Source organism: Actinoplanes sp. NPDC051475, assembly GCF_040689425.1.
Lineage (GTDB): Bacteria > Actinomycetota > Actinomycetes > Mycobacteriales > Micromonosporaceae > Actinoplanes.
On the sequence record NZ_JBFAZZ010000009.1, the window covers coordinates 56,729 to 82,381 of the forward strand.

Here is a 25,653-nt window from a genome sequence, read left to right on the forward strand (position 1 = left end):
CCCCGACCGGGTGGGCACCGCCGCGCGCTTCCCCCGTGGCCAGGCGGCGGTGCCCGCCTCTCCGGCCGTTTCCCGTTTATCGGGGACGGCCGAAACCCCTCCGCCGACGACGGAGGGGCAATTTCCGTGCGCTATTCAGGAAAGAAAGAAATTGGTTACGAGGGGTGCGCACTTGCGCTGATCCGGGACGTGCACCTCGCCCTCGAGGAAAACAAGCTCGGCGTCCGCGATCTCCTCGGAGAGTGTGACCATTGCATCGCGGATGGAGGCGGCGGTCTCGGCGCCGCAGAGAATGAAGGTCGGCACGGTGATCTTCGGCAGGAGATCGAACGGGATGGAGCTGTGGTCGGCGTCGATGATCGAGTCGTAGAGGGTCGACCGGGCGTTGGCCTCGAACCCCTTCCAGGCCGGATGCTGCTTGAAATTGTCCAGCGTCTCGGGCGTCAGGAAGCCGACGACCTCGAGGCCGAACAGGGTCACCGCCTCCTCGCGCCGGTCCTCGACCAGAAGCTGCTTCAACCGCGCCATCTGATCCGGCGTGATCTTCGGGTAGTTGTACGGCGGCTCGTACATCGCGAGCTTGGCGATCGGCACCCCGCTCGCGGCGGCGTGCACGGCGATGATCCCGCCGGTGCAGTTGGCGAACACGAGCGCGGGCTCGCCGGCCAGCTCGACCACCGCCCGCAGATCGTCGATCTCCCGCTCGATCGTGTACTGGTCAGGGTCACCGTAGCCGCTGTCACCACGGCCCCGGCGGTCGTAGTTGTAGACGGTGAACTGCTCGGAGAGCATCTGGGCGAACGCGCCGAACATGAAGCGGTCGTTCAGCCCGCCACCGATCACCATGACCGCCGGGCCGGACCCGGAGACGTCGACCGCGATCCGCGTACCGTCGGCCGAGGTCACGAACTCGAGCCGGCCGGTACTGGGCGCGTCGTAGTCGTCGTCGAGGACGGTGTCGAGCCCTTCCAGGGTGACTCCGGCGCCCTCGGGGGTTCTGGGTTCCTGCATCTGCGCTCTCCTTGCTTCGGTGTGGCTCGCTTCGGGGGGAACTCGATTCGGGGGCTCGCTTCAGGTGGGACGGATGGCAATTCCACCCTAGGCTCAAGAGCATTTCCTGCCATCTTCACGAATGCCGGATCCGCCCCCGGATCAGGCGTCCCCGAGGCGCACGAATCGGCTATCATGTTCGACGTAGTCAGGCATCTGGAGCCCTTTTCACCCCGGACGAGGAGAAGCCATCATGACGAGCCCCGCAGGCGGTCCCCGAATTAGTTTCCCGGCCATCGAGAAGAAGTACGGCAAGCCGATCGACGAATGGATGAAGATCATCGACGCCTCGCCGCTGACCAAGCATTCCGACCTCGTCAACTGGCTGAAGACGGAGCACGGCGTCGGCCACGGTCACGCCACCGCGCTCGTCCACAAGCAGAAGGAGAAGTAGCCGGACGCCGCCTCGGGCCGGCCGCTACCAGCCGCCGACCCGAGGCGGAGCCCCCGCCGTGCACGACAGCGGCCGGGCGGCGAACCGCCCGGCCGGGATCGGATCCCCTAGACGAAGAAGGTGTTCGGTTCCAGGCCGCAGAGGATGCGGCCGTACAGCTCCATGTTCGTCGTGGGCAGGTTCAGCGCGTGCAGGGTGATGGCCTGGACGTCGCGCTGGATGCGCTGGATGGGTACGTCGGCGTAGAGCGAAGAGGCGCCGCTGGCCAGCGCCAGCGTGCTGGTGGCCTCATGGGCGAGCTGGCAGACCCGGCCCACCGCGACCCGGGCGTACGCGCGCTCCTCGAGGGTCCACGGCTCGCCGGTGATCCCCTTGCCGTCGACCAGGGCGGCCAGCCGGCGGGCGTGGTACTCGGCCTCGTCGGTCTTGAGGGAGGCCTCCGCCACCTGGAGGTGCGTGACGGGCGCCTCCGCCTGGCTGCCGTACCCGGTGTTGGTGATGGGCCGGCCGGGGAGCCGGGTGAGGAACGCCTCGTTCGCGGCCCGGGCCAGGCCGACGATCTTGCCCACGGTAGACGCCGAGATGGGCCCCACCATCGGGCCGCGGTAGATCGGGTTGTCGGCGTTGAGCCGGGAGGCGTACTGCTCCTGGAGCATCGCGGCGATGCGCTGGTAGCGGGCGGCCGGGATGAACACGTCCTCGGCGACGGCGGTGACGCTGCCGGTGCCGCGCAGCCCCGCCACTTCCCAGTCGTCGTGCAGCGTCAGGTCCGTGATCGGCACCAGCGCCATGATCGGCTCGGCGCCGCCGTCCTCGGTGGGGAGGATGGCGGAGAGCAGCTTCCACTGGCTGTGCGCGGCCCCGCTGTTGAACGCCCAGCTGCCGGAAACGACGATCCCGCCGTCCTTCGGGGTGGCCGTGCCGGTGGGGGCGAGGGTCCCGCAGATCCGGACGTCGGGATCGGCGAAGACCTCGTCCTGCACCTCGTCGGGGAAGTGGGCGACGTTCCAGGACATGATCCACCAGGCGGCGACGTCGAAGGCGGCGGAGCCGTCGCCGCGGCCCAGTTCGATGCCGACGTCGACCAGGGTGGCCGTGTCGCACTCGTAGCCGCCGTACCGGGCGGGGATCCGCATCCGGAAGATGCCGGCCCGGGTCATCGCCTCGACGCTCTCGTCGGCCAGGCGCCGGTTGCGTTCGGACCACAGGGCGTTGCCGCGAAGGATCGGGACGAGCTCGGCTGCTCGCCGTACCAGCTCGGCCCGGTCCGGTTTGCGGATCGTGTCCACGCTCTCCCCCTTCGACGGCGGCGGCCCGCCTCACCGCCCGACCATGTCAGTCGCCGGGAGGCGGGGGCATCTTCGAGGTTGCGAGACGCTGGGCGCGGGCCTCGAGGTAGCGGCGCTCGGGCAGGCTCGTGGTACGCCGTCCGGCCGTCTCGTACGCGGCGCAGGCGGCGTCGAGGTCCCCGGCCATCTCGAGCAGGTGGGCCCGTACGGCGTACAGCCGGTGACCGTTCGCCATCCGCTCGTCGTCGTCGAGGGTGGCGAGCAGGTCGAGCCCCGCGGCGGGCCCGCGCACCATGGCGAGCGCGATCGCCCGGTTGAGCCGGACGACCGGGTTGGACCACGCCTGGTCCAGCAGCCCGTAGAGCACCAGGATCTGCGTCCAGTCGGTGTCCTCGGCCCGCGGCGCCTCGTCGTGCACGGCGGCGATCGCGGCCTGCAGCTGGTACGGCCCCAGCGGCGCCTCGGCCAGCGTCTTGCTGATCAGCTCGCACCCCTCGGCGATCTGCGCCCGGTTCCACAGCGAGCGGTCCTGCTCGGCGAGCGGGATCAGCGCTCCGCCGGGGCCGGTGCGGGCCGGCCGGCGGGCCTCGGTGAGCAGCATGAGCGCGAGCAGGCCGGCGACCTCGCCGTCCTGAGGCAGCAGCCGGTGCAGCTCGCGGGTGAGCCGGATCGCCTCGGCGGTCAGGTCGACGCGCTGCAGCTCGGGGCCGGAGGTGGCGGTGTAGCCCTCGTTGAAGATCAGGTAGAGCACGTGGAGCACGCTGCGCAGCCGCTCGTTGAGATCCGGCGGCTTCGAGAACGTCGCGCCGGTGGCCTTGAGGCGCTGCTTGGCGCGGCTGATGCGCTGGCCCATCGTGGTCTCGGAGACGAGGAACGCGCTGGCGATCTGGCCGGTGGTCAGCCCGCCGACGGCGCGCAGGGTCAGCGCCATCTGGGAGGACGGCGTCAGCTCGGGATGGCAGCAGAGCAGCAGCAGGGTGAGCGTGTCGTCACCCTCGGGCGGTTCGTCGCCGGGAGCCGGGGTGAGCATCTCGTCGGTCGGGGTGAGCGACGCGACGGTCACCTCGCGCTGGTGGCGGGCCGCCTCGCTGCGGCGGGCGTCGATCAGGCGCCGGGCGGCGACCGCGATCAACCAGGCCGACGGGTTGTCGGGAACGCCCTGCTCGGGCCACTGGAGGGCGGCGGCGAGCAGGGCCTCCTGCACGGCGTCCTCGCACAGGTCGAGGGAGCCGTAGCGGCGTACGAGAACACCCAGGACGGTGGGCGTCAGCGTACGCAGCAGGTCCTCCAACGGATCAGCGCTTCATACCGGACACGTCCGCGACGGGCCGTACCTCCACGGCGCCGTACCGGGCGTCGGGGAAACGGGACGCGATCTCCGCGGCGCGTTCCGGGGTGGCGCAGTCCACCACGAAGTAGCCGGCCATCTGTTCCTTGGCGTCGGCGAAGGGGCCGTCCGTCACGGCGGGCACGCCGTCACGGAACCGGATGACGCGGCTGGTCGCGGGGTCGGCCAGGGCCTCGGTGCTCACCAGCTCCCCCGAGGTGGCGATCTCCGTCATGAGCTCCCGGAAGGCGGTGAGCTGGGCGTTGCGTTCCTCCGGCGGGAGCGACTCGTGCTGGTGCAGGAACATGGGGTGCTCCCATGTCGCCGGATTGCTGTAGATCATGATCAGGTATTTCATCGTCCACCTCGGCATGTCCGGCGCCGGCGCGCCACGCGGCCCACGATAACGACACCCCGGCCGGCTCGGGAACCGACGCGCGGCGCAATCGTGCCCGCGCTCAGCCACCCGCCTGCCGTACCAGATCATCCACGTCCTCGCGCGTCAGTCCGGGCAGGAACGAGACGAGCCTGCTGAGCGGCGTGGCCGCGGGCATCGGGGCGGGCCTGCCGTGCTCGAGGCCGAGCTCCGCCGCGCGCCCGGCCGCGATCAGGGCGGCCCGCAGCTTCTCCCCCTCCGGCCGGGCGAACCATTCACCCAGTGTGCTGTCGGCGGTCAGATCCGGGCACGGCCTGCCGCTTCCGGTACGCAACCGGGCCCGGAGCCGGATGTCCCGGCTCGACGCCCCCACCTCGATCTCGGCCTCCGCGTCCTCGACCGTCCAGCGGCCGGCCGCCGGTGACCAGTACGCGAACGCCCGCTCCTCCAGGCGCAACGTCACCGCCCGGCTCTCCCCGGGGGCGAGCACGATCTTGGCGAACGCCTTGAGCTCGTGCAGGGGGCGGTCGAGGCCGGGGTCCACCGGGCGGACGTAGAGCTGGGCGACCTCCGCACCGGTACGGGCGCCGGTGTTGGTCAGCGTGAACGTGACCTCGTACGCGGCCGAGCCGGTCCGGCGGCATCGCAGATCGTCGTACCGGAAGGTGGTGTAGCTGAGGCCGTGTCCGAACGGGTAGGCCACGGCCGTACCGAGCGTGTCGTGGCCTCGGTAGCCGACGTAGACGCCCTCGCCGTAGCGCACGTGCCCCTCGCCGCCCGGAAAGTGCAGATAGGACGGTGTGTCCTCGAGGCGCAGGGGCAGGGACTCGGCGAGCTTCCCGGACGGGTTGGCGAGCCCGAAGAGCAGTTGCGCCAGCGCGCTGCCGCCGGCCTGGCCCATCAGCCAGCCCTCGAGCACCGCCCCGGCACGCCGCTGCCAGGGCTCGAGTGCCACCGCTGAGCCGTTTGCCAGCACGACCACGATCCGCCCCTGCACCTCGGCGAGCGCGTCCAGCAGGGCGAGCTGGTCGGCGGGCAGGGCGAGATGCGTACGGTCGAGCCCTTCGCTCTCGGCCTCCTCGGGCAGGCCGAGGAAGACCAGCACGGTACGGGACCGGCGGGCAAGGGCGATCGCCTCGGCCACCAGGCCCGGATCCGGCCGTCCGTCGAGGGTGAAGCCCGGCGCGAATTCCACGAGGGACGGATCGGCCACACGCTCGCGGATGGCACCCAACGCATCGTCCACCCGACTTGCCAGGACGTGCGAACTGCCGCCGCCCTGGTACCGCGGGGTGCGGGCGAACTCGCCCACGACAGCCAGCGTGCCGGGCGCGGCGGCGTCGAGGGGAAGCAGCGCGTTCTCGTTCTTCAGCAGGACCGCGGACTCGAGCGCCGCCGCCAGCGCCACGGCGTGCCCGTCGCCGGCGGCGCCGTCGGCTTCCCCGGCGACCCGTGCGACGAAGGTACGGACCCGGCCGGCCGCGCGATACAGGACGCTCTCGGCGAGCTTCCCTGAAGCGACCGCCGCGACGAGTTCGTCCGCCGCGCCCGCGCGAGGCGGCATCTCCAGGTCGAGCCCGGCGGCGAGGGCCGCCACCGGGTCGGCGACCGCTCCCCAGTCGCTGACCACCAGACCGTCGAAGCCCCACTCCCCGCGCAGGACCCGCGTCAGCAGCCAGTCGTGCTGGGTGCAGTGCACCCCGTTGATCCGGTTGTACGCGGCCATCACGCTCACCGGCCGCGCGGTGGTGACGATGTGCTCGAACGCCGGCAGGTAGATCTCGCGCAGAGTGCGCTCGTCGACGTCCGCGCTGATCCGCATCCGGTCGGTCTCCTGGTTGTTGACCGCGAAGTGCTTCACGGACGCACCGACCCCGGTGGACTGCAGGCCCCGGACGAACGCGGCGCCGAGGTGGCCGGCGAGCAGCGGGTCCTCCGAGTAGTACTCGAAGTTGCGCCCGTTCAGCGGGGACCGCTTGATGTTGACCCCGGGGCCGAGCACGACGCGTACCCCCGCGGCGGCAGCCTCCCGGCCGATCGCCCGGCCGACCGCCTCGACCAGCGCGGGGTTCCACGACGAGCTCAGGCCGGCGGCCGGAGGGAAGCAGGTCGCCGGGGTGCTGACGCTCAGCGCCAGCGCGTCGCCGCCGGTCGCCGTCTGCTTGCGCAGCCCGTGCGGGCCGTCGGCGACCATGACGGACGGGATCCCGGCCGCGGGCACGGCCCGGGTGTGCCAGGCGTCGGCGCCGGACACCAGCGCCGCCGTCTCCTGCAGCGTCAGGCCGGCGACGCCCGCGGCGTCGGTCGCCTCGATTGTCGTACTCATGTCCCGCTCCCCCCGCGGCCGCGGCCCGCTCACATCTCCATGCCGGACAGGTCCATCACGGGCCGGATCTCCACGCCGCCGTTGCGGGCGTCGGGGAAGCGGGCGGCGATCTCCTCCACGCGCTCGCGGGTCTCGCAGTCGACGATGAAGAAGCCGGCCATCTGTTCCTTGGCGTCGGCGAACGGGCCGTCGGTGGCCTCCGGCGCGCCGTCGCAGAACCGGATCACGCGGCTGGTGACGGGGTCCGCGAGCGCGGCCGAGTCGATCAGCTCACCCGACTCCGCGATCTCCGTCATCAGGGACCCGAACTCGCTGATCCGGGCGGCCCGCTCCGCGGGTCCCAGCGGGGTGTGCTGGTGCAGGAACATCGGGTGCACCCAGGTCGCGGGGTTGCTGTAGATCATGATCACGTAACGCATGCTCACGTCCTCAGGTATCCGGCGCCGTTTGTCGCCTCTGCAAGGAAGTCGGAGCCGCGGGCCGGGATTCGACGTGCGCGCCCGCCGCGGGCAGAGCACTTTGAGCGATGCGTGGCGCCCGGGCGTGCTCCCACCATGGAGCCAACATCCGCCCGTCGCCGGAGGAAACCGCCATGGACCAGGACAGAGGCACGCCGGAGGTCGCGGTCGTGATCCCGACCTACAACCGCGCGCCACTGCTGCGCCGCATGCTCGAGCAGCTCACCCGGCAGGATCTGCCGGCCGACCGCTTCGAGGTGGTCGTCTCCGACGACGGCTCCTCGGACGACACGGCGGCGGTCGTCGAGGAGTTCGCCGGCCGGCTGCGGCTCGGCTATCACCACCAGAGCGACGAGGGCATGCGCGTGGGACTGGCCCGCAACGAGGGCGCCCGGCTCACGACGGCGCCCGTCCTGATCTTCCTCGACTCCGGGTGCATGGTCGGGCCCGAGTTCGTCCGCCGGCATCTCGCCGCGCACGCTGATCCTTCGGTACGCCGTGCAGTGATCGGTTACGTGTGGGGCTACAACCCGATCCAGGACCCGGTACCGGGGCTCGCCGAAGCGCTCGGAACCCTGCCGCCGGAGCAGGTCCTGGAGCGCTTCGGCGCCGATCCGGCCATGCACGACGTGCGGCACCCGGCGATGGAGGCGTACGACTTCGAGCTGGCCCGGATGCCGCTGGCCTGGCGCGCGTTCTTCACCAACAACTGCTCGGTGCGCGCCGCGGAGTTCTGGGCGATCGGCGGCTTCGACGAGTCGTACGTCCGCTGGGGAGCCGAGGACCTCGACCTCGGGCTGCGGCTGGAACGCCACGGGCTGACCCTGCACGTGGCACGCGACGCATGGGCCATCGAGTGGCCGCACGAGCGCGACATGGCGCAACGCTGGCCCGAGCTGATCGGCAACATGGGCCGCTTCCTGCACAAGTTCCCCGAGCCCGCGATCGAGGTCGGCTGCCTGGTCGCCGAGCGCAGCGAGTACTGGATGTGGGAGAGCGAATACCTCGCCGTGCAGGAGTGGACCCGTGAGGCGCGTGACATCGACGTCGCCGAGGAGGTGGCCGAGGCCGTACGGCGCGCCGGCGCGGGCACCCGGATCGCGATCCTGGGCTGCGGCGGCGTGCTTCCACCGGGCATCGGGGACGCGGACGTCGCCGACTTCGACCGCGACCTGCTCGACCGGGCCGTCCGCGACTCCGGCGCCCGGGGCCACCACGCCGTCGGCGTCCGGACGGTGCTGCCGGATCAGAGCGTCGACGTCGTCATCGTGACGTCCCGGCTCGCCGGGCTCTGGCCGCGCTGGGGTGACGACATCCTCGCCGAGGCCCGGCGCATCGGCCGCAAGATCGATCTGTACGAGGCCCGCCGTGGCGCCCGCTGACCGCGGCCGGGACGTCCTGATCATCGGCTCGGCGGGGTACGTCGGCACCCGCATGTCTGCCGCGTTCGATCGGGCCGGCTACCGGGTGGCGGGGCTGCAGCGGCCGGGCGGCACACCGGTGTCCCCCGCGTACCGCCGGGTTCCCGGGGATCTCGCCGATCCGCCGTCGCTGGTCGCCGCGGCCGGCGGCTTCGACCTGGTGATCCACCTCGGCGCGATCCTGGGCCCGGACCTCGACCTGGCGGGGATCGACGCGCTGATCGAGGCGGGCAGCCCGATCATCGTCACGTCCGGCAGCGACGTGCTGGGCGCCGGAGACGTCGACGAGGACGACGAGCCGCGGCCGCACCCGCTGGTCGGCTGGCGCGACGAGGTCGAGCGCCGCGCGCTGGCCGCCGGGCACCGGGTGATCCGGCCGGGGCTGATCTACGGCTCCGGCGGCGGCGTGGTGCACAACATGATGATCCCGGTCGCCGAGCGGCTCGGCGCGGGTGTCTACGTCGGAGCGCCGGACGTGTGCTGGGGCGCGGTCCACGTCGACGACCTGCCGCCGCTCTACCTCAACGTGGCCCGCCTCGCCGCCCCGGGCACCGCGTGGAACGCCGTCGCGGAGAACGTCCGGGTGGACCGGCTGGCGACGCTCGTCGGCCGCGGGAAGAGCATCTCGTGGCCGGAGGACGAGGAGGTCCCTGCGGAGTACGCGCCGATCGCGGGCCTGTTCCGGCTGCACCAGGTGGTCGGGTCGGAGAAGACCCGCCGCGAGATGCGCTGGACCCCGCGGCACCTCGACGCGGTGGCGAGCCTGGCCCGCGAACTGGCCCTGGACAGTCCGCAACCGAGAAGTGGAAAGGCGCGGGAAATGGTCGATACCGTCGACATCGACGCAGGTCGAGACGGGTCTCCGGGCCCCGCGGCCGGAATTTCGAGCAATGTGCTGGAGGCCTCGTGAAAAGCTTGTCCGAGCCCATCGTCATCGACCCGGCCGGTCATGACATCCACGCCGAGGGCGATCGCCTGCGGGCTCAGGGCCCGATCGCCCAGATCGAACTGCCCGGCGGGGTACGGGCGTGGTCGGTGGTCGGCTACGACATGGTCCGTACGGTCCTGACCGACCTGCGGTTCAGCAAGAACGCCCGCAAGCACTGGCCGGCCTTCGTCAACGGCGAGATCGGTCCCGAGTTCCCGCTCATCGGCTGGGTGCTGATGGACAACATGACCACCACCGACGGCGCGGACCACGCCCGCCTGCGGAAGCTGATCGCCAAGGCGTTCACCCTGCGCCGAGTGGACGCCATGCGCCCGCAGATCGAGAGGATCGTCAAGTCGCTGCTCGAGGATCTCGCCGCGACGCCGCCGGGCGAGGTCGTCGACCTCAAGGCCCGGTACGCGCAGGCGCTGCCCGCCCAGGTGATCTGCGACCTGTTCGGCATCCCCGAGGAGTACCGCGCCGACGTCCTGCGCGGCGGCCAGGTCAACACCGAGTCGACCATCGACCACGAGACGGCGGTGGCCAACGTCGAGCAGTGGCACGACGCCATCAACGACGTCATCGCCCTCAAGCGCCGGGAGCCGGGCGACGACCTGACCAGCGCGATGATCCACACGCAGGAGGAGGACGGCGAGCGGCTGAACGACTCCGAGATGGCCGGCACCATCCACCTGATGCTGGGTGCGGGCTCGGAGACGACCACCAACCTGATCGCCAACGCCGCCCTGTCGTTGCTCAGCAACCCGGACCAGTACGAGCTCGTCCGCACCGGGCAGCTCGCGTGGCGTGAGGTCATCGAGGAGTCCCTCCGCGTGGATGCCCCGATCAACCAGCTGCCGTTCCGGTTCACCACGGAGGAAGTCGACATCGCGGGCGTCACCATCCCCAAGGGCGACCCGGTGCTGATCGGCTTCGCCGCGGCCGGCCGTGACCCGCAGCTGCACGGCGAGGACGCGCACCGCTTCGACGTCACCCGCGCCGACAAGGAGCACATCTCGTTCGGCCACGGCATCCACTTCTGCATCGGCGCGCCGCTCGGGCGCCTGGAGGCCGCGGTGGCGCTGCCGGCGCTCTTCGAGCGGTTCCCCGGCCTGGCTCTGGCCGCACCGCCGCAGCAGCTCGGATCGCAGGGAACGTTCCTGATGAACGGCCGGGCCGAGCTGCCCGTCACGCTCGGCGGCTGACACCCGTACAGCGAAAGAGGGAGGCGCCCGGCGGGCGCCTCCCTCTCTGGTGTCTAACGGGTTCGAGGCCGGAGCAGGAGCAGCAGCCCCACGCCGGCCACCGCGGCCAGGTCCACGACGAGCAGCACCGCGCTTAGCGGATCGATCTCATGCTGGTGACCGTCGGCGGCGTCCGCGGCCGCGGGGCGCGGTGCCACCCCGGTGCCGACGCTGAAGGACCGGGCGCCGATCGTCTCCGAGCCGTCCGTGAACTCGATGTGGAAGGCCACGGTGTAGTCGCCCCGCCCGGTGATCCGCACGTCCCGGCGCAGCTCACGGGCGGCCCCGGCGAGCAGGGGTCCGGCGCTGACCTCTCGCCCGGCGCTGTCCCGTACGGAGACGTGGGAAAGCGCTGCGTCGGGCGTCGCGGAGAAGGAGAGCGCGACGGCGGCCGGCGGGTCCGGCAAGGCCGCACCGTCGGCGGGGGTGCCCGAGACCAGCGTGCCGTCGGCGCGGGCCGCCATCGGCGCCGGTCCCAGCACCGCGAGGCCGGTCACCGCCAGCCCGAGCACCGCTCTGCGCAGCGCCCGGAGCTTCGGCGGGACCGGCCTGGAGGTGAGCGTCATCGGGTCAGGAGACACCGGACACGGCGAGCACCGGACGCGGCGCCCGAGCCACGCAGCTGCAGTCCATCCGGGCGAGTTCGGCCGGCCGCGGGCGCAGGTGCAGGTAGACCGCGACGATCATCGGGATGAAGACGACCGAGTTGTAGAAGAGGTGCAGCTCGACCCGCGGGTAGATCAGCTGCAGGATGCTGGTCGGCACCGGCTTGCCCCAGAGGTTGTGGTGGGCCTGGGCCTGGATCAGAAGCAGAAGGTGTTCGATGTGGTGCCAGAACTGGATGACCAGCGCCACGCTCCACCAGGCCCGCGCGCGGCCGACGAACCCCGGCCGGAGCAGGAACAGGAACGCGAGCATCACGATGGCATAGCCGTAGTGCAGCCATTCGGAGCTGACCAGCCACGGGAACCACACGCCGAGAACCCCGCGGGCCTGCGGCCGCGGCCAGTTCAACACCCAGATCTGGTACGCCTGAACGAGATGCTCGGCCCAGTGGGCGAGAACCACCACGGTGAACAGAGTCAGGACGGCGCGATGATGCCTGCCGTTGACGGCGGCGATGAAGCCGCCTGAGCCATGCTGCGCCATACCGTTCCTCCAAAGATGCGGCGCTGGGGTCAGCATCGACACTAGGAACGGTGCTCGGGCCGGGCATCTCCGAGCGTGCGGAGCTGCCGGCTGCCCACCTGCCGGGCGGCCGCGAAGCTCGCCCAGGCGGTGGTGTCGAGCAAGGCGGCGTCACCCGGGTGATGGCGGCGGAACTCCGCGATGACGCCGGCGTCGACCCGGAAGGAGGCGAACGCGGTCAGCAGCGCCAGCCGCGCCGCGGCCCGGGAGGCGGGCGGCAGGTCGGCGATCAGCCCGGTGCACCAGTCCTCGCCGTGCTCCGCCTCCTCACCCTGCCAGCGTGCGAGCCGCCCCAGGACGATCTGCCGGACGACCGGCGGCACCGAGCGCTCCCCGGCCGCCTCGAAGACCGGGTACGCCCTCGCCATCGCGGCCGCGATGTCCGGGTGGCCCTCCGCCCATTCCGCCGAGGACGGCAGCGGCATGCCGGCGGGCAGGAACCGCAGCGAGCTGCCGGCCGGCCACTCCGCGCGCAGCACCGGCGCGAGGACGTGACTCAGTCCCTGCTTGAACCGGCGCCGGGCCTGCGGGCCGAGCCGGGACGGCAGCAGGTAGCCGGGCTGGAACACGTTCACCATGCGGGTGACGTAGTGGTAGCTCACCAGCACCCCGACCAGCTCGGCCCGCTGCCTCGCCGGGAAGGGCGGGTCGCCCGCCGCACCGTCGAGATGAGCCCAGCGCGCCCACCGCGCGGCCGCCCGTACGCCGGGATCGGAGACGTCGCCGATCCGGTCACCGGCGATGGCCTCGGCGTCCTGCTCGCAGGACAGGTCGTAGAGGCCGGTGCTGTGCATGTCGACGCAGAACGGGCAGGTGTTCGCCAGCGCCACGGCCGAGGCGACGGCCTCCTTGGTGAGCCGGTCGACGGCGCCGGGCGCGACCAGCGGCTCGCGCATCAGCATCCACATCGCGGCCAGCAGGTCCGGCACGGGCGAGTGGGCGAGCACCGGCGGCAGCACGATCTTGAACTCGCGCTCCACCTGCGCATAGATCTCCGCCACCATGCCGGTGGCGCCGCGCGGGGCCACCGGCGTGACGTGCAGGACCTGACGCGCGGCGACCGATGAGGCGATGCGCTGGACGACCATGTGCCCTCCCCCGGGTTGGTCAGGCAGCCAGTCAAGGCGCGGCCCGGCCGCCGTGTCAAAGAAGAGAGCACGTTGGAACAGATCGGCGGTGGATGGCCTCTGGTCAGCGGAGGCTGTTGATGTCGATGACGAACCGGTAGCGGACATCGGACTTGAGCACGCGCTCGTACGCCTCGTTGACCGCGCCGGCGTCGATGACCTCGACCTCGGGCGCGATGCCGCGCTCGGCGCAGAAGTCCAGCATCTCCTGCGTCTCGGCGATGCCGCCGATGCTGGACCCGGCGAACGAACGCCGGTTGCCGAACAACGCGAACACCGGCACCGGCAGCGGCTGCGGCGGGGCGCCCACGCTCACCAGCGTGCCGTCCAGGCGCAGCAGGCCGAGATAGGCGGCCATGTCGATCGGCGCGCTGACCGTGTTGATGATCAGATCGAAGCTGTTCTTCAGCGCCTCGAACGTGGCAGCGTCCTTGGTGGCGTGGTACTCCCGGGCGCCGAAGGCCAGGCCGTCGTCCTTCTTGCTCAGTGTCTGCGACAGGACGGTCACCTCGGCACCCATCGCCACGGCGATCTTGACGGCCACGTGACCGAGACCGCCCATTCCGACCACGGCGACCTTCCGGCCCGGCCCGGCATTCCAGTGCGACAGCGGAGAGTACGTGGTGATACCCGCACACAGCAGCGGCGCCACCTTCTCGTACGGGATCGACTCGGGAAGCCGCAGCACGAAGTCCTCGTCCACGACGACGTGCGTCGAGTAGCCGCCCTGTGTGACGCTGCCGTCGCGGTCGATGCCGGCGTACGTCTGAGTGTTGCCTCTCAGGCAGTACTGCTCCTGCCCAGCCTTGCAGTTCTCGCACTCGCGGCACGAGTTGACCATGCACCCCACACCGACCCGGTCACCGACGGCGTGCTTGGTGACCTCGGCACCGACCTCGGTCACCTGGCCGGCGATCTCGTGGCCGACCGTCAGCGGGTAAGGCACCTCGCCCCACTCCCCGCGCACGGTGTGGATGTCGGAATGGCAGATACCGGCGTAGCGAATCTCGATCAGGACGTCGCGCGGCCCGACGTCACGGCGTTCGATCGTGGTCCGCACCAGCGGGTCGGTAGCGGACGGCGCGGCGATGGCGTTGGCGGTAGACACGATGTCCTCCAGCGACACGGGTGATGAATGACGTGCAGTTCCGGTACTACCTACCCGGTGGCGGCCCTCATATCCTCGCCTCAGAGCTGCGGTCGGCCTGGGGCTCGCCAGTGCGGCTGCAGCTGCGACTCGAGGCCGTCGAGGGTTGCCAGGGCTGCGATGGTGGCGATCTCGCCCGACGCGGTGAGAAAGTTCGATGCCAATTTGGTCCGGTGGGTTCCGCTGGGCCCCTTCGTCACTGCATGCTGATCGAGGGGGCACGATGAGTGAACACAACCTGCCACCGCACGTGCTGACCGAGATCGCGAGTCCGATGCGCGACTCCCGGCTCATGGGCGTCGGTGAGCTCGCCCAGCTGGCGATCAGTGCCGATCTCGCCGTGGCCGCCGATGCCCGGCTCGCCCTCCAGCATCTGACCGAGGACGACAGCCGCAGTGTGGCCGCCGCGGCCGCCGCTGCGCTCGGGCGTACGGCGGTCCGCCTGAACCCGGACCGGGTGGACTTCGGGCAGGTCCCGCCGGGGACGCCGGCGCTGATGGCGGACGTTCTCGTCGACGGGCCTCCGCTCGCCGTCGCCACCGCCGCGGTGACCGTGGCGGGCCCCGGGCTGCGAGCCGCACTGCACGGCGGGCGGTTGCGCATCGAGTGGCAGCCGCGTACGGACTGGCTCGACGGGTCGGTCACCGTACGCGGGGCGGCCGGCTGGGCGGACGTCCGCGTCACCGGCCAGGTCGTGGCGAGCGGCGTCCTGTCGCGCGCGGACCTGGAGGAACAGCTCGAGGCGGAGGCCGGCGCCGGCAGCTATGCCGCCGCGCGGGTGACCGTGCTTCCCCCGCCTGCGCGGCGGCGCCGGGGCGGAACCGTGCTGATCGGTGGCCTGACGGCGCTGGTCCTGCTCGGCGCCGCGGGCGTCGCCGTCGCCCTGACCGGCAACCTGCCGCTCAGCCGGGCACCCGCGGCCGCACCCGTCGCGGCGCCGGCGGTCACGTCCGGTCCCCCGTCCGCCGCCGCGCCGCGTGCCCTCACCACGGCGGCGCCCGCACCGACCGGGGTCGCCCGCGTCCCCCTCGCGTTGCGCGCGGCCAGCCTCGCCAAACCATCCGTCATCGGGACGATCCGGGTCGGCGCGGAGCCCGAGGGCGTGGCGGTCTCGCCGGACGGCCGTACGCTCTACGTGGCCGACCAGGGCGCCCGGGTCCTGTCCGTCGTGGACGCCGCCAGCCGGCGCGTGACCTCGGTGAAGCTGCGCAACACTCCCCGCTTCGTCACCACGTCGCGCGACGGCCGCCTCGTCTTCGTGTCGATGTACGAGAACGACAAGTCCGGCAGCGGCGTCGCCGTGGTGGACGCGGCCGGGCGGCGGGTCGTGCGGTACCTGGCCACCGGCCGGCAGCCGTACACGCTGGCCGTGAGCCCGGACGACCGGCTGTGGGTGCCCATCCACAGCGAGGGCCGGATCGAGATCCACCAGACCGGCGGCGCGCAGCGGGCGGATGCCCGGGTGACTGTGCCGCCGAACCCGCACGCCGTGGCCTTCTCCGGCGGCTTGCGGCGGGCGTTCAGCGCCAACCACGAGTCCAATGCGGTCGCGGTGATCGACATGCGCACCCACCGGCTGCTCGAGTCCATCCCGGTCAGCCGCGCCCCGCACAGCGTCGCCGTGTCGCCGGACGGCGGGACCGTGCTGGTGGCGGGCTACGAGGCGGACACCGCCGACCTGATCGACGCGGCGACGCTGCGGCGTACCGGTCCCTTCCCGGTCGGGAAGAAGCCGCAGAGCGTGACCTTCGCCGGGGACGGGCGACATGCGTACGTCGTCAACGAGGGCAGCAACTCGGTGTCCGTCCTGGACGCGCGCACCGGCGCGGTGACGGCGACGATCGGGGTGGGAGGCAGCCCCCGGACGATCGCGGTCTCGCCCGACGGCCGCCTGGCGTACGTGACGAACGGCGACGACGACACGCTCTCGGTCCTCCGGATCGCCGAATGAGCGCCGCGGCATGGGTCGCGCTGGCCATCACGGTGTCCGGGGCGTTCAGCTACGGCGCCGCGTCGATCCTGCAGGCGGTGGCCGCCCGGCGCAGCCGCGGCACCGCGCAGACCATGCGCCACCCGCTGTACCTGGCCGGCATCGGCTGCGACATCTTCGCCTGGGCCGGCTCGATGATCGCCCTGCGGGAACTCGCCGTGTACGTGGTCGAGGCGGTCCTGGCCGGCTCGCTGGCCGTCACCGTCGTCGCGGCCCGCATCGTCCTGCGCTCTCGCCTGCGCCGGCGGGACGTCGCCGCGGTCACGGTCTCCGTCGGCGCGCTGACCGTGCTGGCCATGTCGGCCGGACCGCAGCGGGACGTGGTGGCCACCGGCGAACTCCGGCTGGGCTTCTGCGCGGCGGCGGGCGTCGTGCTCCTGATCGGCTGGGGCGCGACCAAGGCCCGCTCCCCCGGCGCCGTCGCCGCCCTCGGCGGGCTGTGCCTCGGCGGCGCCGCCCTGACCGGCCGGGCCCTCCCGTCGGCACCGCTGGACATCGTCAAGGAACCGCTCACCGCGGCGCTGCTGACCTTCGCAGTGACCGGCATGATGCTGTACGCCCACGCGCTGCAGATCGGCCAGGTGGGCCCGGTGACCGCAGTGCACTGGACGGCCGAGGTCGTCGCCCCGTCCGCGGTCGCCCTGCTGCTGCTCGGCGACACCGTGCGATCCGGGTGGCACCTGCCGGCCGCCGTCGCGGGCGCGCTGACGATCGGGGCGGCGGTGCTGCTGGCCACCGCGCCGGCCACCGACGCCGCCCTGCAGGCCGAGGCCATCGCGGCCGCACCCGTACGGCCGGAGCTGGCCGCGGCCGCGCAGCCGGTGGACCGCGGCACGGGCGAGCGGGTCATCTGGTGGGGTCCGCCCCCGATCTGGATCCCGCCGGGACGCGCGGCCGCCGCGCTGGCCGCAACACCTGCGGCCGAGCTCGGCTGGAGTCCCCCGGCCGCCCGTCCGGTGTGGACCTCGCCGCTGCCGCAGGATGCCGGTCCCGCGCGACTACCCCGCCCGGCCTCCCCGGCGCCGCTGCGCTGGGCGGCCCCGCAACCGGCACAGGTGCCGTCGGTGTCCCGGGGGCCGTGGCAGGACCTGTGACCGGCTGTCAGCCGGCGGCGAGGGCCAATGACGTCCGGGGAGCCACCGTGGCATCCGGGGCGACCGGCTCCACGACCTGCCATGCCACGCCCGCGGCGACGGCCACGGCCGCCGCTTCCGCGACGCACTGCCGGCCGGCGTCGTCGGCCACGGCCGCCCGGCGCAGGTCCACGGTCAGCGACCGGGTCGGCAGGTCGCACACGGCGGTGCGCAGCACCGCCCGGACGTCGTCGGCCGTGGTCGCGTCCACGCGGCCCTCGACACACACCCACCGGTGGCCCCCGACCGCGGGCAAAACCGTGATGGCGAAAGACATGTCCCCGACCCTTCCTTCCGCCGTAACTGCTGGATCCGCAGTCAAGCAACTGACGTGCGAAAACGCTGTTAGCTCCATCGCACCAGGCCTCGAATGTGTCCCACATGACACTTGCGGGGCCGGCCGCCGAGGTCAGCCGTTGCGGGCGACGACCGGCTCGGCGACCGGGTTCTGCCCGCCGGCCGGTGCCGCGCGGAGCTGGTCGAGGCGGACCAGGGCGATGCCCGTGATGATGAGCGTGCCGCCCATGCCCTGCACGACGCTCGGCAGCTCACCCAGCACCAGCCACGCGACCAGGACGGCGAAGAGCACCTCGGTCAGGCCCACGAACGAGGACAGCGCGGCGCCGAGGAGGCGGGCGGCGGCGATGCCGGTGACGTACGCGACCACCGCGGCGACGAGGGAGAGGCCGGCGACCGGCGCGAGCCAGCTCATGGTGTGCCCGGCGAAGCTGACCGTGCCGAAAGTCGCCCGCAGAGGCAGCGCGCCGAGGACGCCCAGCAGCACCAGGACCGCCGCGCCGAACGCCATGCCGCCGCAGGCCAGGGCGATCGACGGGAGCTGGGGGTCGACGCGGGCCGACAGGACGAAGTAGGCGGCCAGGCCGACCGCGGCGACCATGCCCCACAGCAGGCCGACCGGGTCGATCGCCGCGCCACCGACGATGTCCAGCACCAGGATCAGACCGGCGACGGCCACGGCGGCGCCCGCGATGGTCAGCCGGCGGGGGCGCTCGCCGTGGCGGGCCCACATCCACAGGACGACCAGCACGACCCCGGAGTACTCGAGCAGCAGGGCGACGCCGACCGGCAGGTAGCGGATCGCGTTGAAGAAGCCGACCTGGGCGCCGCCGACGGCGAGCAGGCCGAACAGGCCGACGGTGCCGAGGGAACGGCGCAGCGCGGCCCAGCGTCCCCGGAGCGCCATCGCCGCCGGCACGGCCAGGAGCAGCGCGGCGATGCCGACCCGGGCGGCCACCGCGGCGTCGGCCGACCAGCCGGCGTCGATCAGGGAGCGCGCGAAGGTGCCCGACGTGCCGAAGGTGGCCGCGGACAGCAGCGCCAGTCCGAGGCCCGGAGCGGCCGGCCGGGTCGAACCCATGACGCCTCCAGATGTAAGGAGCTGAGGGGTACCGAGCTCCTGACGCTAGCACCGCCGACCTGGGCCTCCACAACGCTCGGCGCCAGCAAGTGATGGAAGTCGATATCCTGGGCCCATGTCGGAAGTGATGTCCCGCCGAACTCTGCTACGCGCGGTCGCGGGAAGCGCCGCCGCTCTCGCCACCACCGCGCCGCCGGCACCCGCCGGCGCCGCGCCCTCCGCCGTTCGGGAGCTCGAGGAGAAGATCCAGGACGGCATGACCCGGTACGCGATCCCCGGTGTGGCGGTCGGCCTGATCCACCGGGGCCGGGAGTACGTTCGCGGCTTCGGCGTGACGAACGTCGACGACCCCTCCCCCGTGGACGGCGACACCGTCTTCCGGGTCGGCTCCACCAGCAAGACCTTCACCGGTACGGCGGTGATGCGGCTGATCGAGCGCGGCCGGCTGGACCTGGACCGCACCGTGCGCAGCTACCTGCCCGGCTTCCGGACCGCCGACCCGGTCGCGTCGGCCCGCGTGACGCTGCGGCAGGTGCTCAACCACAGCGCCGGATGGCTGGGTGACTTCTTCCTGGACACCGGCTCCGGTGACGACGCCATCGCCCGGTACGTGGCGGCGATGTCCGGCCTGCCCCAGCTGACCCCGCCGGGGCGGGTGTTCGCGTACAACAACGCGGCGCTTGCGCTGGCCGGGCGGCTGGTCGAGGTGGCGGCCGGCATGCCGTACGAGGAGGCGATCCGGGTTCTGGTCACCGAACCCCTGGGGCTGCGGCACAGCGCCTTCTTCCTGGACGACCTGCCCGGTGCGACGGTGGCCGTGCCGCACGACGTCGACGCGACCGGCGCCCCGGTCGCGCAGCCGGGCTACTTCGCCATGCCGCGCAGCATCCACGCCGCCGGCGGGCTGATCTCCAGCGCCCGCGACCAGCTGTGCTGGGCCCGGTTCCACCTCGGCGACGGCCGGGCGGCGGGCGGCGCGCGGATCCTCAGCCGCCGCTCGATGCGGGTGATGCAGTCCCGCCCGGGCCCCGGCGGCACGCTGTTCGTGGAGCTGGACGGGGTCGGCGTGACGTGGATGCTGCGCCCGACGGCCGAGGGACCGGAGGTCGTCCAGCACGGCGGCGACTGGGCCGGGCAGCACTCGGGCTTCCTCATGGTCCCCGAGCGCGGGTTCGCGCTGACCGTCCTGACCAACTCGGAGGGTGGTCCCGGCCTGCTCGCCGAGCTCTTCGCGGACGACTGGGCGCTGCGCCGCTTCGCCGGGGTGCGCAACCTGCCGGCGGTGCCGCGCCCGCTGCCGGCAGCGGTCCTGGCCGGGTACGAGGGGCGCTACTCGGCCACCCAGATCGGCTTCGACGGCATGCCCGTCACCCTGGAGTTCGACGTCGTCGCCGACGGCGGGCAGCTCAGCGTGCGTGTCGAGGGGCAGGAAGGGCTGCGGTTGACCTTCTACCGCAAGGACTACGTTCTGGTCCTGGAGCCCGGCGGAGCGGACACGCACAGCCGCGCCAACTTCGTACGCGGCGCCGACGGCACGGTTGCGTGGCTGCGGTTCGGCGGCCGGCTGTTCCGGCGGGGCGGCCCGGCCACGGCACGGCGGGCGGCCGGCGCCGGGCTGCCGTTCAAGCCGTCCGCTTTGCCGTACCCGTTGCGCCTGCCGGGGTGAGGTCTCAGCCCCGGCGGCGGCGAGAGCGGACGACGAGGACGGCGGCCGCGATCGCGGCCAGGAGCAGCACGACGGCACCGGCGGCCACGACCCGCTGCCAGGTGATCCACTCCCTGTCCGGCTTGCCGGGGTCGCCGAGCGGGTTGGCCGCGACCGGAGCGGTGGTCGCGGCCGCCGCCGCGTCGACCATGCCGTAACCGAAGGTGTCGTCGCGGCCGGACGGACCCAGGTCCTTGGCGGTGCGCAACACGCGGTCGATCACCGACGGCGCGTCGAGGCCGGGGTCCTTGGCGCGCACCAGCGCAACCACGCCGGTCACGAGGGCGGCGGCGGCCCGGTCGCCGTCGAACGTGACCGGCGTGCCGTAGCCGCCCGGGCTCGACGGGTCGATCGTGACGACCCGGTTCTCGGCCGTGCTCCCGATCGGGCCGCCGCCGGGGGCCCGTACCGACACGTCCTTCGCGACGGTCGCGTCCGCCGGGACCTTGCCGCCGCGCTCGAGGCCGCCGACGAGCAGCACGCCCTTGCGCTGGTCGGCCGGGAGCTGGGTGCCGTCCTCCAGGGCCATGACGACGACCACGTCCTTGGCCAGGGCGTAGCGGATGCCGTCGAAGCCGGCGTCCAGGTCGGGGAAGACCGCGTGGCTGAGGTCGATCACGTCTGCGCCGTCGTCGGCCAGCCAGCGCAGGCAGGCGTCGGTGTCGTCGGCGAGGCCGGGGCAGATGACCGGCTGCACCTTGGCGTCCGGGGCCACGCCGAGCAGGCCGGGGCCGCCGCGACCCACCATGAGTCCCATCTCGGCCAGGGCCGGCGGGTCGTCCAGCGGATAGTCGGCGGGCGCCTTCTCGACCCCGCCGAACAGGCCGCCCTTGCGGCGCATCGCCGGCAGCACCCGGCCGTCGAGGTCGGGGTGCGCGGCGGGGAGCCCGTTGGTCAGCAGGCCGATCGTGACGCCGTCGCCACGGGTGACCCGGTGGGCCTCGGTCACGTGCATCTCGTCGAGGTACCACTGCTGGTCGGGGGGCGACGCGAGGGCGGGTGCCGCGGGCAGCACCGTTCCCGCGAGCGCCACTGCCACCGCGGCGAGCGCTGCGCGCGCGGAGTGGGTCACAGCGTGACCATCTGCGGCCACTCGTCGCCGAGGTCGCCCATCACCTTCTTGGCGTCGACCATCTTGCCGATGACGCCCATGACGTGCTGTACCGCCTGGTCCAGCGCCTCGTACATGGCGGCAACGGCGATCTGGACCACCTCGCCGCTCTTGCCGATGGCCTCCAGCGCGCCGACGATCGTGGCCGCGTCGACCAGAGCCGCACCCAGGGCGCCGGCGATGTCGAACAGCGGCTTGAACAGCGAGACGATGTAGGCGGCGTTCGCGGCGGCCAGGTCGGAGAGCCAGCCGGCCATCTCCCCGGCCGCCTCGGCGAAGCCGTCGATGCCCTTGACCTGGATCGGCACCCGCTGGTCGTACGCCTGCTTGGCCGCACCGGACCAGTTGTTGAGGTTGATCGTGTACTGCGCCGCGGTGTCCGACATGGCGCTGACCGGCGCGTGGACGGACCCCAGCCAGTCGAACGCGCGGGTGATCAGCGAGATGACCGGCACGGCCTCGTCCAGGATCTTCTTGACCAGCTCGAGAACCTTCTCGACCTCCGCCTTGAGCCGCTCCAGGGCGTCGTGCACCTTGTCGCCGTAGAGCTCGGCCGCGGCGATCCCCGCCAGGCCGCCGAGCCACTTCACCTTGCCCATCCGCGACAGGGTGTCGTTGACCGTGTCGATCAGCTTGTTGAGCTCGTCGCCGACCTTGGAGTGCTGCTCCGAGACCTGCTCGGTGGACTTGCGCAGCTGCGTCTCGGCCTCAGTGACCTGGCCCTTGTCGCCGGGCGGTGGCGCCATCGCGATGTCTCCGTCTCACTTGCCGTAGATCTTCGACAGGTCCATGGCGGCCTTGCCGTCCACGGCCTGGTAGTCGTCGTGGGCGCGCCGCAGGGCCTCGTTGATCTGGAAGAACTCGTCGGACGCCTGGCCGGCGAGGCGGCCCATGAGCTGCCAGACGCCGTCGTAGGCGTTCTTGGCCATCTGCGCGGTCACCGGATTGTTGGTGAAGAACGCGGTGACCTGCAGCTCCAGCTTGTCGAGGTCGGTCTTGACCTGCTTCATGTCGTCAGACAGCTTCGACCATTTGTCGGCCTCGTCGAGCAGGGCCTCCCGGACGACCTGCAACCCCTCGGACTTCCCCGGCATCAGGACTCCCCTCGTGCGCCGCGCCTCACGCGGCTGCCCTCGCCGCCGCGCGGAACGCGGCCATCGCCTCCTGCGCGATCGTTCCGTTCGTCGCCATCGCCGGGATGCGCGCCGCGGACACCTGGACGTCGGCGATCTGGCCGTCGCGCACCACCACCGTCACGAAGCCGCCGGGCCCGGACACCGTCGTGTCCGGCGCCACCCGCGGCGCGACGGCCGGGGCGTCGGCGAAGCGCAGCAGCATCTCGTTCTGCTCGAGCTGGCGCTGGACCTCGTACCGCAGGTCCTCGGGCTCGACGTGCCGCGGGCGCGCCCGGCGCAGCTCGGCGTCGACCTCCTGCTCGATGGCGGCGCGGTCGGTCTCCGCGAGCGCGTCGTCGAACGCCGCCGATCCCGCGTTCAGCGCCCGCAGCACCGCCTGGCCGTACGCGGCGCCCAGCGCCTCGCCCAGCTCGGTGCGGGAGATCCGCTCGGCCCAGCGGGGATCAACGGTGACGTCCTGCACCTCCTGGCGCCCGTCGACGGTGACCGTGACGGTGCCGGTCGGGTCGGCGGCCTCGTAACGCCCGCCGGGCCGGCCCCCGGCCCTGGCCACCCGGCTCAGCGCGCGCAGTTCCACGCTGATGTTCCGCAGCTCCGCGAGGGCCTCGTCCGCCGGCGTCGCGGAGCCGTATCCCGGCCCGGAATAGGTCACGATGAACACCCCGTCCCCGTGTCAGACAGGGCGACGGCGCCCTGCGACGCAGAGGGTACGCAATCGGGCTGCCCGGCGCTGCCCCGCCCGGGCGGCGGTCACTGCGGGCGGCGCAGGCAGATCAGCTTGCCGCCGGAGTCGACGCCGGCGATCTGCCAGCCGCGGGTCTCCAGCAGCTCGGCCGCGGACAGCAGCACGTCCACCCGGGGCAGATCGCTCGGGTGGATCGGGGTGTCGGCGTAATAGGAGGAATAGGCGATCACCAGGTAGATCAGGCCGAAGGGGTAACCGTCGAGCGATACCCGGCCGGAGAGGATGTCGTCGGCCTCGAAGATCCGAGGGGGGCGCGGCAGCATCGTTCCACTATGGCATCGCGGATCACGTCGTCCGGGGCGGACCGTGCGACGCCGTCCGCCTGCGGGTGTGTACCGTGCTGGCCTTGTCCGAGCCGCTGACCAGCGGCGCTGGGGTGAGGGGCCGACGAAGCGAGCGTGTGGGACGACGACGAACTGACCGCGGCGGTGAAGGCGGCGAGCGCCGGCGACGAGGCGGGCTTCGCGGCGCTGTGGCGCTCGCTGCAGCCCGCCGTCCTGCGCTATCTGCGGGTCGTGGCCGGGGACGCCGCCGAGGACGTGGCCTCCGAGACCTGGCTCCAGGCCGCCCGGGACCTGCACCGGTTCACCGGCGACGGCGCGGCCTTCCGGGGCTGGCTGTTCCGGATCGCCCGGCACCGGGGCATCGACGAACGGCGGCGGGCCGGACGCCGGCAGGAGGACGCGGCCGGCACGATCGCCGACGATGCCGGCCGTACGGGCGACGCCGCCACCCAGGCCCTGGAGCACTCCGGCACCGAGTGGGCGATCGGGGTCATCGCCGGGCTGCCGCCGGACCAGGCCGAGGCCGTGATGCTGCGCGTGGTGGCCGGCCTCGACGTCGCGACCACCGCCCGCGTGCTCGGCAAGCGGGCCGGCGCCGTCCGCGTGGCCACCCTGCGTGGCCTGCGCAAACTCGCCGCCGATCCGCGGGTTCAGGCCCGTGGCGGCGACGACGGCAGCACCCGCGCGAGGGAGGTGTAACGCAATGCGGGGTCCGCGCGCTCTTCTCCATGCGATGCGTGAACGGCGAACTTCCCGGCTCGGTCCGGCGGAGGCTGACCGGCTGGTAGCCGGCGACCCCGCCGGCCCCGAACACCGTGGGCTGGCCGCGCTGCTCGACGCCGCCAAGGCGCCCGCCTCCCCCCGGGAGCTGGCCGGCGAGCGGGCCGCGGTCGTGGCGTTCGGGGCGGCTTATCGGGAAGCCGAGCAAGCCGGCCTGCACAGAGCAGGACGCCGTGCACGCATGCCGCTGCCCGCCAAGGCGGCCGCCGTGAAGGTGGCGGCCGTGGTGGCTGTCCTGGCGGGCAGCGGCGTCGCCCTGGCGGCGGAGACCGGGCAACTCCCCGCCGGGGCGCAGCACCAGGCCCATCGGCTGTTCTCGGCCGTCGGCGTTCCCGCGCCCCAGGCCACGTCCGCACGGGCCCGCCGTACGCCGTCCGCGACGCCGTCCCCCCGGGCGTCCGCGCGGCCTACGCCCGGCGCGTCGGCCACCGGTCGCGGGTCCACGCCGGGGGCTCCGGCCGTACCCGGGCTCTGCAAGGCCTGGGCCGCCCAGCAGGAACCGCACGGTAAGGCCATGAAGGCCGCATCCCGGCAGGCCCTGATCGCCGCCGCCGGCGGCGCGGACCAGATCGCCGAACTCTGCGCGGAAGCGCTGGCCACACCGGGCACCACCCCGGCGCCGAGCGCCAAGCCCGGCCACGGCGGCAAACCGGACCACCCCGGCAAGCCGAGCGACAAGCCCGGAAAGGGCAAGGACAAGACCCATACCCCGGGGAAGAAGAAATGATCGAGCCGGTGTTCGTCGATCGCACCGGACGGCGGCGCCGCGTCGTCGCGCTGGCCGGCTCGGCCGGCGCCCTGGTGCTCCTGCTCGCCGCGCTCGCCCTGGTTGCCGGATTCACCGGCACCGGCCCGGGGTCGCTGCCGGGCTGGGCCGGGTCCGGCACGGAACAGCTCCACGGCGAGAAGGCGAAGCCGGCCCCGGCGCCTTCCGGACGCCCGGGCAGCCGCGCGGCCACGCCCACGCCCACCCGCGAGCGCAGCCGCACCAGCCCGGCGGCCCGGCCCACCACCACGGCGCCGGCGAGTACGTCCCCCGCCGCGACACGGATCCCGGGCAACCGCCGGGGAAATCCGAGTCACACGCCGCCGGGACGATCGGGACGGAAGCGCTGA

The 25,653-nt window shown here is 72.8% G+C and carries 27 protein-coding genes; 10 read left to right on the plus strand and 17 right to left on the minus strand.

The features are described 5' to 3' along the window. Positions 1–135: 135 nt before the first annotated feature. Positions 136–1,011: an alpha/beta hydrolase gene (locus AB0368_RS19455; protein WP_366155282.1), complete on the minus strand. Its 876-nt coding sequence runs from the start codon at positions 1,009–1,011 to the stop codon at positions 136–138. Positions 1,012–1,243: 232 nt separating this feature from the next. Between AB0368_RS19455 and AB0368_RS19460 the strand changes: the two genes are divergently transcribed. After that, a complete protein-coding gene (locus AB0368_RS19460) occupies positions 1,244–1,444 on the plus strand; it encodes a DUF4287 domain-containing protein (RefSeq protein WP_366155283.1) in 201 nt (66 codons plus the stop codon). Positions 1,445–1,551: 107 nt separating this feature from the next. Here AB0368_RS19460 and AB0368_RS19465 read toward each other — a convergent pair whose 3' ends face one another. The 5 genes from AB0368_RS19465 to AB0368_RS19485 all read right to left on the minus strand — a co-directional run bounded on the left by AB0368_RS19465 (position 1,552) and on the right by AB0368_RS19485 (position 7,181). After that, complete coding sequence (locus AB0368_RS19465) at positions 1,552–2,733, minus strand: acyl-CoA dehydrogenase family protein (protein WP_366155284.1); 1,182 nt, start codon at positions 2,731–2,733, stop codon at positions 1,552–1,554. 46 nt (positions 2,734–2,779) lie between these two features. After that, positions 2,780–4,024 (minus strand): sigma-70 family RNA polymerase sigma factor, encoded by a 1,245-nt coding sequence (locus AB0368_RS19470; protein WP_366155285.1) that lies wholly within the window; start codon positions 4,022–4,024, stop codon positions 2,780–2,782. A 4-nt stretch (positions 4,025–4,028) separates the two neighbouring features. Next, complete coding sequence (locus AB0368_RS19475) at positions 4,029–4,418, minus strand: YciI family protein (RefSeq protein ID WP_366155286.1); 390 nt, start codon at positions 4,416–4,418, stop codon at positions 4,029–4,031. Positions 4,419–4,518: 100 nt separating this feature from the next. Next, complete coding sequence (locus AB0368_RS19480) at positions 4,519–6,762, minus strand: glycoside hydrolase family 3 C-terminal domain-containing protein (RefSeq protein ID WP_366155288.1); 2,244 nt, start codon at positions 6,760–6,762, stop codon at positions 4,519–4,521. A gap of 29 nt (positions 6,763–6,791) precedes the next feature. Beyond that, positions 6,792–7,181: a YciI family protein gene (locus AB0368_RS19485; RefSeq protein WP_366155289.1), complete on the minus strand. Its 390-nt coding sequence runs from the start codon at positions 7,179–7,181 to the stop codon at positions 6,792–6,794. Positions 7,182–7,354: 173 nt separating this feature from the next. Here AB0368_RS19485 and AB0368_RS19490 point away from each other — a divergent pair, with 173 nt between their 5' ends. Genes AB0368_RS19490 through AB0368_RS19500 form a run of 3 tightly spaced genes read left to right on the plus strand, consistent with a single transcriptional unit; the run spans position 7,355 to position 10,774 of the window. Further along, positions 7,355–8,602, plus strand: a complete 1,248-nt coding sequence (locus tag AB0368_RS19490; RefSeq protein WP_366155290.1) for a glycosyltransferase — start codon at positions 7,355–7,357, stop codon at positions 8,600–8,602. Beyond that, a complete protein-coding gene (locus AB0368_RS19495; RefSeq protein ID WP_366155291.1) occupies positions 8,589–9,551 on the plus strand; it encodes an NAD-dependent epimerase/dehydratase family protein in 963 nt (320 codons plus the stop codon). Before AB0368_RS19490 ends, AB0368_RS19495 begins: the two co-directional genes overlap by 14 nt. Before the next feature lie 5 nt (positions 9,552–9,556). Then, positions 9,557–10,774, plus strand: a complete 1,218-nt coding sequence (locus tag AB0368_RS19500) for a cytochrome P450 (protein WP_366155538.1) — start codon at positions 9,557–9,559, stop codon at positions 10,772–10,774. Positions 10,775–10,827: 53 nt separating this feature from the next. Here AB0368_RS19500 and AB0368_RS19505 read toward each other — a convergent pair whose 3' ends face one another. From AB0368_RS19505 to AB0368_RS19520, 4 genes are all read right to left on the minus strand, one after another. Next, on the minus strand, positions 10,828–11,379 hold the full coding sequence (locus tag AB0368_RS19505; protein ID WP_366155292.1) for a copper resistance CopC family protein: 552 nt from the start codon (positions 11,377–11,379) through the stop codon (positions 10,828–10,830). A gap of 4 nt (positions 11,380–11,383) precedes the next feature. Continuing rightward, positions 11,384–11,962, minus strand: a complete 579-nt coding sequence (locus tag AB0368_RS19510; RefSeq protein ID WP_366155293.1) for a hypothetical protein — start codon at positions 11,960–11,962, stop codon at positions 11,384–11,386. Between the two features lie 41 nt (positions 11,963–12,003). After that, positions 12,004–13,089 (minus strand): carboxymuconolactone decarboxylase family protein, encoded by a 1,086-nt coding sequence (locus AB0368_RS19515; protein ID WP_366155294.1) that lies wholly within the window; start codon positions 13,087–13,089, stop codon positions 12,004–12,006. A 103-nt stretch (positions 13,090–13,192) separates the two neighbouring features. After that, entirely contained in the window at positions 13,193–14,236 is a 1,044-nt protein-coding gene (locus AB0368_RS19520) for an NAD(P)-dependent alcohol dehydrogenase (RefSeq protein ID WP_366155295.1), read from the minus strand. 262 nt (positions 14,237–14,498) lie between these two features. Between AB0368_RS19520 and AB0368_RS19525 the strand changes: the two genes are divergently transcribed. Both AB0368_RS19525 and AB0368_RS19530 read left to right on the plus strand, forming a co-directional pair. Beyond that, on the plus strand, positions 14,499–16,226 hold the full coding sequence (locus AB0368_RS19525; RefSeq protein WP_366155296.1) for a YncE family protein: 1,728 nt from the start codon (positions 14,499–14,501) through the stop codon (positions 16,224–16,226). Next, positions 16,223–17,359 (plus strand): hypothetical protein, encoded by a 1,137-nt coding sequence (locus AB0368_RS19530; RefSeq protein WP_366155297.1) that lies wholly within the window; start codon positions 16,223–16,225, stop codon positions 17,357–17,359. Before AB0368_RS19525 ends, AB0368_RS19530 begins: the two co-directional genes overlap by 4 nt. Positions 17,360–17,366: 7 nt before the next feature. Here AB0368_RS19530 and AB0368_RS19535 read toward each other — a convergent pair whose 3' ends face one another. Together AB0368_RS19535 and AB0368_RS19540 are read right to left on the minus strand one after the other, a co-directional pair. After that, a complete protein-coding gene (locus AB0368_RS19535; RefSeq protein ID WP_366155298.1) occupies positions 17,367–17,675 on the minus strand; it encodes a hypothetical protein in 309 nt (102 codons plus the stop codon). A gap of 132 nt (positions 17,676–17,807) precedes the next feature. Continuing rightward, positions 17,808–18,776: a DMT family transporter gene (locus tag AB0368_RS19540; RefSeq protein WP_366155299.1), complete on the minus strand. Its 969-nt coding sequence runs from the start codon at positions 18,774–18,776 to the stop codon at positions 17,808–17,810. Between the two features lie 115 nt (positions 18,777–18,891). Between AB0368_RS19540 and AB0368_RS19545 the strand changes: the two genes are divergently transcribed. After that, positions 18,892–20,442, plus strand: a complete 1,551-nt coding sequence (locus tag AB0368_RS19545) for a serine hydrolase domain-containing protein (protein WP_366155300.1) — start codon at positions 18,892–18,894, stop codon at positions 20,440–20,442. A gap of 4 nt (positions 20,443–20,446) precedes the next feature. Here the strand turns inward: AB0368_RS19545 and AB0368_RS19550 are convergent, their stop codons facing one another. From AB0368_RS19550 to AB0368_RS19570, 5 genes are all read right to left on the minus strand, one after another. Continuing rightward, the gene (locus tag AB0368_RS19550) at positions 20,447–21,553 is read right to left on the minus strand and encodes a S8 family serine peptidase (RefSeq protein WP_366155301.1); all 1,107 of its coding nucleotides are present in this window, start codon (positions 21,551–21,553) and stop codon (positions 20,447–20,449) included. Then, positions 21,550–22,338 carry a hypothetical protein gene (locus AB0368_RS19555; RefSeq protein ID WP_366155302.1) on the minus strand — a complete coding sequence of 263 codons (789 nt, stop codon included), beginning with the start codon at positions 22,336–22,338 and terminating at the stop codon, positions 21,550–21,552. Before AB0368_RS19555 ends, AB0368_RS19550 begins: the two co-directional genes overlap by 4 nt. Positions 22,339–22,353: 15 nt before the next feature. Further along, positions 22,354–22,686, minus strand: a complete 333-nt coding sequence (locus AB0368_RS19560) for a hypothetical protein (protein ID WP_366155303.1) — start codon at positions 22,684–22,686, stop codon at positions 22,354–22,356. Between the two features lie 25 nt (positions 22,687–22,711). Then, on the minus strand, positions 22,712–23,380 hold the full coding sequence (locus tag AB0368_RS19565) for a YbaB/EbfC family nucleoid-associated protein (RefSeq protein WP_366155304.1): 669 nt from the start codon (positions 23,378–23,380) through the stop codon (positions 22,712–22,714). 98 nt (positions 23,381–23,478) lie between these two features. After that, positions 23,479–23,736 carry a hypothetical protein gene (locus AB0368_RS19570; RefSeq protein ID WP_366155305.1) on the minus strand — a complete coding sequence of 86 codons (258 nt, stop codon included), beginning with the start codon at positions 23,734–23,736 and terminating at the stop codon, positions 23,479–23,481. A gap of 135 nt (positions 23,737–23,871) precedes the next feature. Here AB0368_RS19570 and AB0368_RS19575 point away from each other — a divergent pair, with 135 nt between their 5' ends. From AB0368_RS19575 to AB0368_RS19585, 3 genes are read left to right on the plus strand one after another with little or no spacing between them, the layout of a single operon-like run. Continuing rightward, positions 23,872–24,456 carry an RNA polymerase sigma factor gene (locus AB0368_RS19575; RefSeq protein ID WP_366155306.1) on the plus strand — a complete coding sequence of 195 codons (585 nt, stop codon included), beginning with the start codon at positions 23,872–23,874 and terminating at the stop codon, positions 24,454–24,456. Between the two features lie 34 nt (positions 24,457–24,490). Continuing rightward, positions 24,491–25,264: a hypothetical protein gene (locus AB0368_RS19580; protein WP_366155307.1), complete on the plus strand. Its 774-nt coding sequence runs from the start codon at positions 24,491–24,493 to the stop codon at positions 25,262–25,264. Then, positions 25,261–25,653: a hypothetical protein gene (locus tag AB0368_RS19585; protein WP_366155308.1), complete on the plus strand. Its 393-nt coding sequence runs from the start codon at positions 25,261–25,263 to the stop codon at positions 25,651–25,653. The genes AB0368_RS19580 and AB0368_RS19585 overlap by 4 nt, the downstream gene beginning before the upstream one ends.

What these genes read in the sequence shown, in the direction of transcription:
- AB0368_RS19455 (WP_366155282.1), bottom strand. Translation starts at nt 1,011, where the DNA reads ATGCAGGAACCCAGAACCCCCGAGGGCGCCGGAGTCACCCTGGAAGGG.
- AB0368_RS19460 (WP_366155283.1), top strand. Translation starts at nt 1,244, where the DNA reads ATGACGAGCCCCGCAGGCGGTCCCCGAATTAGTTTCCCGGCCATCGAG.
- AB0368_RS19475 (WP_366155286.1), bottom strand. Translation starts at nt 4,418, where the DNA reads ATGAAATACCTGATCATGATCTACAGCAATCCGGCGACATGGGAGCAC.
- AB0368_RS19480 (WP_366155288.1), bottom strand. Translation starts at nt 6,762, where the DNA reads ATGAGTACGACAATCGAGGCGACCGACGCCGCGGGCGTCGCCGGCCTG.
- AB0368_RS19485 (WP_366155289.1), bottom strand. Translation starts at nt 7,181, where the DNA reads ATGCGTTACGTGATCATGATCTACAGCAACCCCGCGACCTGGGTGCAC.
- AB0368_RS19490 (WP_366155290.1), top strand. Translation starts at nt 7,355, where the DNA reads ATGGACCAGGACAGAGGCACGCCGGAGGTCGCGGTCGTGATCCCGACC.
- AB0368_RS19505 (WP_366155292.1), bottom strand. Translation starts at nt 11,379, where the DNA reads ATGACGCTCACCTCCAGGCCGGTCCCGCCGAAGCTCCGGGCGCTGCGC.
- AB0368_RS19510 (WP_366155293.1), bottom strand. Translation starts at nt 11,962, where the DNA reads ATGGCGCAGCATGGCTCAGGCGGCTTCATCGCCGCCGTCAACGGCAGG.
- AB0368_RS19515 (WP_366155294.1), bottom strand. Translation starts at nt 13,089, where the DNA reads ATGGTCGTCCAGCGCATCGCCTCATCGGTCGCCGCGCGTCAGGTCCTG.
- AB0368_RS19525 (WP_366155296.1), top strand. Translation starts at nt 14,499, where the DNA reads ATGAGTGAACACAACCTGCCACCGCACGTGCTGACCGAGATCGCGAGT.
- AB0368_RS19530 (WP_366155297.1), top strand. Translation starts at nt 16,223, where the DNA reads ATGAGCGCCGCGGCATGGGTCGCGCTGGCCATCACGGTGTCCGGGGCG.
- AB0368_RS19535 (WP_366155298.1), bottom strand. Translation starts at nt 17,675, where the DNA reads ATGTCTTTCGCCATCACGGTTTTGCCCGCGGTCGGGGGCCACCGGTGG.
- AB0368_RS19540 (WP_366155299.1), bottom strand. Translation starts at nt 18,776, where the DNA reads ATGGGTTCGACCCGGCCGGCCGCTCCGGGCCTCGGACTGGCGCTGCTG.
- AB0368_RS19545 (WP_366155300.1), top strand. Translation starts at nt 18,892, where the DNA reads ATGTCGGAAGTGATGTCCCGCCGAACTCTGCTACGCGCGGTCGCGGGA.
- AB0368_RS19555 (WP_366155302.1), bottom strand. Translation starts at nt 22,338, where the DNA reads ATGGCGCCACCGCCCGGCGACAAGGGCCAGGTCACTGAGGCCGAGACG.
- AB0368_RS19560 (WP_366155303.1), bottom strand. Translation starts at nt 22,686, where the DNA reads ATGCCGGGGAAGTCCGAGGGGTTGCAGGTCGTCCGGGAGGCCCTGCTC.
- AB0368_RS19570 (WP_366155305.1), bottom strand. Translation starts at nt 23,736, where the DNA reads ATGCTGCCGCGCCCCCCTCGGATCTTCGAGGCCGACGACATCCTCTCC.
- AB0368_RS19580 (WP_366155307.1), top strand. Translation starts at nt 24,491, where the DNA reads ATGCGTGAACGGCGAACTTCCCGGCTCGGTCCGGCGGAGGCTGACCGG.
- AB0368_RS19585 (WP_366155308.1), top strand. Translation starts at nt 25,261, where the DNA reads ATGATCGAGCCGGTGTTCGTCGATCGCACCGGACGGCGGCGCCGCGTC.